This is a genomic window from Streptomyces sp. NPDC059524 (assembly GCF_042749255.1).
GTDB classification, from domain to species: domain Bacteria; phylum Actinomycetota; class Actinomycetes; order Streptomycetales; family Streptomycetaceae; genus Streptomyces; species Streptomyces xanthii.
Genome location: NZ_JBHYTK010000143.1, coordinates 3,556 through 11,016 on the forward strand (window position 1 = coordinate 3,556; position 7,461 = coordinate 11,016).

The window sequence follows — 7,461 nt, forward strand, 5'->3', positions numbered from 1 at the left end:
GGCGCGCGCGCGCGCGCCGCGCGGGGGGGGGGGCGGGGGGGGGGGGCGGCCCGCGCGCCGCCCCCCCCGGCCTCCAGAGCCTCCTTCTTGGCCCGGGCGGTGCCGGACGAGCCGGAGACGATCGCGCCGGCGTGGCCCATGGTCTTGCCCTCGGGCGCGGTGAACCCGGCGATGTAGGCGACGACGGGCTTGGTGACGTGGTCGCGTACGTACGCCGCGGCCCGTTCCTCGGCGTCGCCGCCGATCTCGCCGATGAGCACGACGAGTTCGGTCTCCGGATCGTTCTCGAAGGCTTCGAGGCAGTCGATGTGGGTGGTGCCGATGACGGGGTCGCCGCCGATGCCGACGCAGGTGGTGAAACCGATGTCGCGCAGCTCGTACATGAGTTGGTAGGTGAGCGTGCCCGACTTGGAGACGAGGCCGATGCGGCCGGTCTTGGTGATGTCGGCCGGGATGATGCCGGCGTTGGACTGTCCGGGGCTGATCAGGCCGGGGCAGTTGGGGCCGATGACGCGGGTGCCCTGGCGGCGCGCGTGGGCGTGGAAGGCGACGGCGTCGTGGACGGGGATGCCCTCGGTGATGACGACGGCGAGCGGGATGCCCGCGTCGGCCGCTTCGAGGACGGCGGCCTTGGCGAAGGCGGGCGGGACGAAGACGACGCTGACGTCGGCTCCGGTGGCCCGCATGCCCTCGGCGACGCTGCCGAAGACGGGGACGGCGCGGTCGTCGAAGTCGACGGTGCTGCCGGCCTTGCGGGGGTTGACCCCGCCGACCACGTCGGTGCCCGCGGCCAGCATGCGCCGGGTGTGCTTCATGCCCTCGGCCCCGGTCATGCCCTGGACGAGGACCTTGCTCTCTTTGGTGAGATAGATGGCCATGTCCGTGCTCCTTGGAGAGTGGGTCCTTAGTGGGAGACGGCCAGGTCCGCGGCGTGCTGTGCGGCGCCGTCCATGGTCGTGGCCTGCTGGACGAGGGGGTGGGCGCGTTCGTCGAGGATGGCGCGGCCTCGGGCGGCGTTGTTGCCGTCGAGGCGGACGACGAGCGGTTTGGTGAGGCGGACGGTGTCGAGGGCCTTGACGATGCCGTCGGCGACGGCGTCGCAGGCGGTGATGCCGCCGAAGACGTTGACGAAGACGGACCGGACGGCTGGGTCGGAGAGGATGACGTTGAGGCCGTCGGCCATGGTCTGGGCGGAGGCGCCGCCGCCGATGTCGAGGAAGTTGGCGGGGCGTGCGCCGCAGCCGGCGACGACGTCGAGGGTGGACATGACGAGCCCCGCGCCGTTACCGATGATGCCGACCTCGCCGTCGAGCTTCACGTAGTTGAGGCCTTTGGACGCCGCCTCGGCCTCGAGGGGGTCCTCGTGGGCGACTTCGCTCGCGCCCCAGCGTTCGCGCCGGAAGCGGGCGTTGTCGTCGAGGGTGACCTTGCCGTCGAGCGCGAGGATCTGCCCCTGCGCGGTGCGCACGAGGGGGTTCACCTCGACGAGGACGGCGTCCTCGCGGGTGAGGACGCCCCACAGTCGTACGAGGACGTCGGCGGTCTGTGCCGGCAGTCCGGCCGCCGCGGCGATCTCGGCGGCCTTGGCGCCGGTCACGCCCTCCGCGGGGTCGACGGGGATACGGGCGACGGCCTCGGGCCGGGTCGCGGCCACCTCCTCGATGTCCATGCCGCCCTCGGCGGAGGCGATGGCGAGGAAGGTGCCGGCCGCGCGGTCGAGCACGTAGGAGACATAGAACTCTGCCTCTATGTCGACGGGTTGGGCCAGCATGACGCTGCGCACGGTGTGACTCTTGATGTCCATGCCGAGGATCTGACGTGCCGTGAGTTCGGCGGCGGCCGGGTCGGCGGCGAGCTTGACGCCACCCGCCTTGCCGCGGCCGCCGGTCTTCACCTGCGCCTTGACGACGACGCGGCCGCCGAGCCTGCGGGCGATCTCCCGGGCCCCCGTGGCGGACGTGGTGACCTCGGCCCGGGGCACCAAGATGCCGTGTTCCTCGAAGAGTTCCCTTGCCTGGTGTTCGTACAGGTCCATTCCGGCTCCTGACTCGAAAGTGCCGCACGCCCCCTGGACACCACCCACCGGATGCGGGATAACAAGGTTCATACAGTATTCGTCGACTGTATGCAATGTACGAGCGACGCACGAGAACCCGTGCCTCAGTCGTGCTCGGCGCGGCTCACGGTGTCGCTCCAATCCCCTAGGAAGGGACGGGACTTCGCCATGCCCCAGTCCAATGCGGACAACGGCCAGGAGCAGATCTCAGGTGGGCATCTGGTCGCCAAGGCACTCAAGGCGGAGGGTGTGGAGGTCATCTACACCCTCTGCGGCGGCCACATCATCGACATCTACGACGGCTGCGTCGACGAGGGCATCGAAGTCGTCGACGTACGTCACGAGCAGGTCGCCGCGCACGCCGCCGACGGTTACGCGCGGCTGACCGGCAAGCCCGGCTGCGCCGTGGTGACGGCGGGCCCGGGCACCACGGACGCCGTCACCGGTGTCGCCAACGCCTTCCGGGCCGAGTCACCGATGCTGCTCATCGGCGGCCAGGGCGCTCACACACAGCACAAGATGGGGTCGCTGCAGGACCTGCCGCACGTCGACATGATGACGCCCATCACCAAGTTCGCCGCGACCGTGCCGGACACCGCGCGGGCGGCCGACATGGTGTCCATGGCGTTCCGCGAGTGCTACCACGGGGCTCCCGGTCCGTCTTTCCTGGAGATCCCGCGCGACGTCCTGGACGCCAAGGTGCCCGTCGAGAAGGCGCGCGTGCCCGAGGCCGGCCGCTATCGCGCCTCCACGCGCTCGGCCGGCGACCCCGACGCGATCGAGAAGCTCGCCGACCTGCTGGTCCACTCGGAGAAGCCGGCGATCCTGCTCGGCGGCCAGGTGTGGACGACCCGCGCCACCGAGTCGGCCATCCAGCTGGTGCGCACCCTCAACGTGCCCGCCTACATGAACGGCGCCGGACGAGGCACCCTGCCGCCCGGCGACCCGCACCACTTCCAGCTGTCGCGCCGCTACGCGTTCTCCAACGCGGACCTCATCATCATCGTCGGCACGCCCTTCGACTTCCGCATGGGCTACGGCAAGCGGCTCTCCCCCGACGCGACCGTGGTGCAGATCGACCTCGACTACCGCACGGTCGGCAAGAACCGCGACATCGACCTCGGCATCGTCGGCGACGCGAACCTCGTCCTCAAGCAGGTCACCGAGGCCGCCTCCGGGCGCGTCAACGGGGGCGCGGCCAAGCGCAAGGAGTGGCTCGACGAGCTGCGCGCCGCCGAGCAGACGGCCCTGGAGAAGCGACTGCCGAACCTGCGCTCCGACGCCTCCCCCATCCACCCGTACCGGCTCGTCAGCGAGATCAACGACTTCCTCACCGAGGACTCGATCTACATCGGCGACGGCGGCGACATCGTCACCTTCTCCGGCCAGGTCGTACAGCCCAAGTCGCCCGGCCACTGGATGGACCCCGGACCGCTCGGCACCCTCGGCGTCGGCATCCCCTTCGTGCTCGCGGCCAAGCAGGCACGGCCCGACAAGGAGGTCGTGGCGCTCTTCGGCGACGGCGCGTTCTCCCTGACCGGCTGGGACTTCGAGACGCTGGTGCGCTACGACCTCCCCTTCGTCGGCATCGTCGGCAACAACTCCTCGATGAACCAGATCCGGTACGGCCAGAAGGCCAAGTACGGCGAGGAGCGCGAGCGCGTCGGCAACACCCTCGGGGACGTCCACTACGACAAGTTCGCCCAGATGCTGGGCGGTTACGGCGAGGAGGTCCGCGACCCCGCCGACATCGGCCCGGCCCTGCGCCGCGCCCGCGAGTCCGGCAAGCCGTCCCTCATCAACGTGTGGGTCGATCCGGACGCGTACGCCCCCGGAACCATGAACCAGACCATGTACAAGTAGTGAGGTGCCCGGGAAATGACATCCGCGACCAAGGCTCTCGAAGGCATCCGCGTCCTCGACATGACCCACGTCCAGTCGGGCCCCTCCGCCACCCAGATCCTCGCGTGGCTCGGCGCCGACGTGGTCAAGCTGGAGGCACCGTCCGGCGACATCACGCGCAAGCAGCTGCGTGACCTCCCCGACGTCGACTCCCTCTACTTCACGATGCTCAACTGCAACAAGCGGAGCATCACCCTCAACACCAAGTCGGAGCGCGGCAAGGAGCTGCTCACCGAGCTGATCCGCCGCTCCGACGTGATGGTCGAGAACTTCGGCCCCGGCGCCGTCGACCGCATGGGCTTCACCTGGGACCGCATCCAGGAGATCAACCCGCGCATCGTCTACGCCTCCATCAAGGGCTTCGGCGAGGGCCCGTACACCAACTTCAAGGCGTACGAGGTCGTCGCGCAGGCCATGGGCGGCTCCATGGCGACCACCGGCTTCGAGGACGGACCGCCGCTCGCGACCGGCGCCCAGATCGGCGACTCCGGCACCGGCATCCACGCCGTCGCCGGCATCCTGGCCGCCCTCTTCCAGCGGGAGAGCACCGGGCGCGGCCAGCGGGTCAACGTGGCCATGCAGCACGCCGTCCTGAACCTGTGCCGGGTCAAGCTGCGCGACCAGCAGCGGCTCGCGCACGGCCCGCTGGCCGAGTACCCGAACGAGGACTTCGGCGACGAGGTGCCGCGCTCGGGCAACGCCTCCGGCGGCGGCCAGCCCGGCTGGGCCGTGAAGTGTGCGCCGGGCGGCCCGAACGACTACGTGTACGTCATCGTGCAGCCCGTGGGCTGGCAGCCGCTGAGCGCCCTCATAGGACGCCCGGAGCTCGCCGACGACCCCGAGTGGGCGACGCCCGAGTCCAGGCTGCCGAAGCTCAACAAGATGTTCCAGCTCATCGAGGAGTGGTCCTCGACGCTCCCCAAGTGGGAGGTCCTGGAGAAGCTCAACGCGCACAACATCCCGTGCGGCCCGATCCTCTCCACCAAGGAGATCATCGAGGACGCCTCCCTCGTGGCGAACGACATGGTCGTCGAGGTCCCGCACCCGCAGCGCGGCTCCTTCACGACCGTCGGCTCCCCACTCAAGCTCTCCGACTCCCCCGTGGACATCACCAGTTCGCCCCTTCTCGGTGAGCACAACGAGGAGGTCTTCGTCGGCGAACTCGGCCTCGGGGACGAGGAACTGCGTCTGCTCAAGTCGAACGGAGTGATCTGATTGATGGCCGAGGACCGGACGCTGACGGTGCGGGCGCTGCTCGACACCGTGCGGGCCGAGGGGCGCACGGCGCTCACCGCTCCGGAGGGCAAGGTGATCGCCGACGCGTACGGGATCGCCGTCCCCGGTGAGGAGCTGGCGACGGACGTGGACGCGGCCGTCGCGGCGGCGGCCCGCTTCGGCAAGCCCGTCGTGCTGAAGATCGTCTCCCCCGACATCCTGCACAAGACCGACGCCAGCGGTGTAGTGGTCGGTGTGGAGGGCGCGGCCGCGGTACGCGAGGCGTTCTGCCGGATCGTGAAGAACGCGCGGGCCTACGCGCCGGACGCCCGGGTCGAGGGCGTCCAGGTGCAGGAGCTGCTGCCGACGGGGGCCGACTCGCAGGAGGTCATCGTCGGGGCCGTCACCGACCCCACCTTCGGCAAGGTCGTCGCCTTCGGGCTGGGCGGCGTGCTCGTGGAGGTGCTGAAGGACATCACCTTCCGGCTCGCCCCCGTGGACCCCGACGAGGCGCTCGGGATGCTGGACTCCATCGGCGCGGCGGAGGTGCTGCGCGGGGTGCGGGGCGCCCGGGGCGTGGACCGGTGGGCGCTCGCCGAGCAGATCAGGCGGGTCTCCCAACTGGTCACGGACTTCCCGGAGATCGCGGAGGTGGACCTCAACCCGGTGATCGCCACGCCGGAGGGCGCCGTCGCAGCGGACATCCGGGTGATCCTCGCCGAGGGCGCGCCCCGACCGCGCCGCACGTACACGCGCGAGCAGATCCTGGCGTCCATGAAGCGGCTCATGCAGCCGCGCTCGGTGGCCGTGATCGGCGCGTCCAACGAACAGGGCAAGATCGGCAACTCGGTGATGCGCAACCTCATCGACGGCGGGTTCTCCGGTGAGATCCATCCGGTGAACCCCAAGGCCGATGACATTCTGGGCCGCAAGGCGTACAAGAGTGTCACGGACGTGCCCGGTGAGGTGGATGTGGCGGTCTTCGCGATCCCCGCCAAGTTCGTGGCCGCGGCCTTGGAGGAGGTGGGGCGCAAGGGCATACCGAACGCGGTGCTGATCCCGTCCGGCTTCGCCGAGACCGGCGAGCACGAACTCCAGGCGGAGATCGTGGCCATCGCCGAACGCCACGGGGTGCGCCTGCTCGGCCCGAACATCTACGGCTACTACTCGACGTGGCAGGACCTGTGCGCCACGTTCTGCACGCCGTACGACGTGAAGGGCGGGGTGGCGCTGACCTCGCAGTCCGGCGGCATCGGGATGGCGATCCTGGGCTTCGCGCGGACGACGAAGACGGGCGTCTCGGCGATCGTCGGGCTCGGCAACAAGTCGGACCTGGACGAGGACGACCTGCTCACCTGGTTCGGCGAGGACCCCAACACGCAGTGCATCGCCATGCACCTGGAGGACCTCAAGGACGGGCGCGCCTTCGTGGAGGCCGCGCGTGCGACCGTCCCCAAGAAGCCCGTCGTCGTGCTCAAGGCCGGACGCACGGCCGCCGGCGCGAAGGCCGCCGGCTCGCACACCGGCGCGCTGGCGGGCGACGACGCCGTGTACGACGACATCCTGCGGCAGGCCGGAGTCATCCGGGCCCCGGGCCTGAACGACATGCTGGAGTACGCGCGGGCCCTGCCCGTGCTGCCGACGCCGCAGGGCGACAACGTCGTGATCATCACGGGGGCGGGCGGATCGGGCGTGCTGCTCTCGGACGCGGTGACCGACAACGGGCTGCGGCTGATGGAGATCCCGGACGACCTCGACGCGGCCTTCCGGCAGTTCATCCCGCCGTTCGGAGCCGCGGGCAACCCCGTGGACATCACGGGCGGCGAGCCGCCGTCGACGTACGAGGCGACGATCCGCCTCGGGCTCGAGGACCCGCGCATCCACGCACTCGTGCTGGGCTACTGGCACACCATCGTCACCCCTCCCATGGTCTTCGCGGAGGTAACGGCCCGCGTCGTCGAGGAGTTCCGCGAGCGCGGGATCGAGAAGCCGGTCGTCGCGTCGCTGGCCGGGGACGTCGAGGTCGAGGAGGCGTGCCAGTACCTCTTCGACCGCGGGGTGGTCGCGTACCCGTACACGACCGAGAAGCCGGTCTCGGTGCTCGGGGCCAAGTACCGGTGGGCCCGTGCGGCAGGGCTGTTGGGGGGCGGTCGATGAGGTGAGGGATGTCGGGTGGGGGGGGCGCGGGGCGCGCCCGCCCCGCCCCCGCCGCCGCGCCGCCCAAACACAATTATAGATGGGGGGGGGGGGGGCGGTTATCAGCGATAGCTGAGGTCGGAGAGTGCGAT

At 70.3% G+C, this 7,461-nt stretch carries 5 protein-coding genes; 3 read left to right on the forward strand and 2 right to left on the reverse strand.

The window, feature by feature from the left end:
* Positions 1–878 (reverse strand): succinate--CoA ligase subunit alpha (gene sucD, locus ACFW9D_RS30260; protein ID WP_384627108.1); only part of this gene is annotated, 878 nt, incomplete at its 3' end.
* 26 nt (positions 879–904) lie between these two features.
* The gene (gene sucC, locus ACFW9D_RS30265) at positions 905–2,035 is read right to left on the reverse strand and encodes an ADP-forming succinate--CoA ligase subunit beta (protein ID WP_384627111.1); all 1,131 of its coding nucleotides are present in this window, start codon (positions 2,033–2,035) and stop codon (positions 905–907) included.
* A 189-nt stretch (positions 2,036–2,224) separates the two neighbouring features.
* Between sucC and ACFW9D_RS30270 the strand changes: the two genes are divergently transcribed.
* The 3 genes from ACFW9D_RS30270 to ACFW9D_RS30280 are packed head-to-tail and all read left to right on the forward strand — an operon-like array spanning position 2,225 to position 7,330.
* Complete coding sequence (locus ACFW9D_RS30270) at positions 2,225–3,919, forward strand: thiamine pyrophosphate-binding protein (protein WP_384627113.1); 1,695 nt, start codon at positions 2,225–2,227, stop codon at positions 3,917–3,919.
* 15 nt (positions 3,920–3,934) lie between these two features.
* Positions 3,935–5,173, forward strand: a complete 1,239-nt coding sequence (frc, locus tag ACFW9D_RS30275; protein ID WP_188335956.1) for a formyl-CoA transferase — start codon at positions 3,935–3,937, stop codon at positions 5,171–5,173.
* A gap of 3 nt (positions 5,174–5,176) precedes the next feature.
* Complete coding sequence (locus ACFW9D_RS30280) at positions 5,177–7,330, forward strand: acetate--CoA ligase family protein (protein WP_384627117.1); 2,154 nt, start codon at positions 5,177–5,179, stop codon at positions 7,328–7,330.
* Positions 7,331–7,461: the final 131 nt, after the last annotated feature.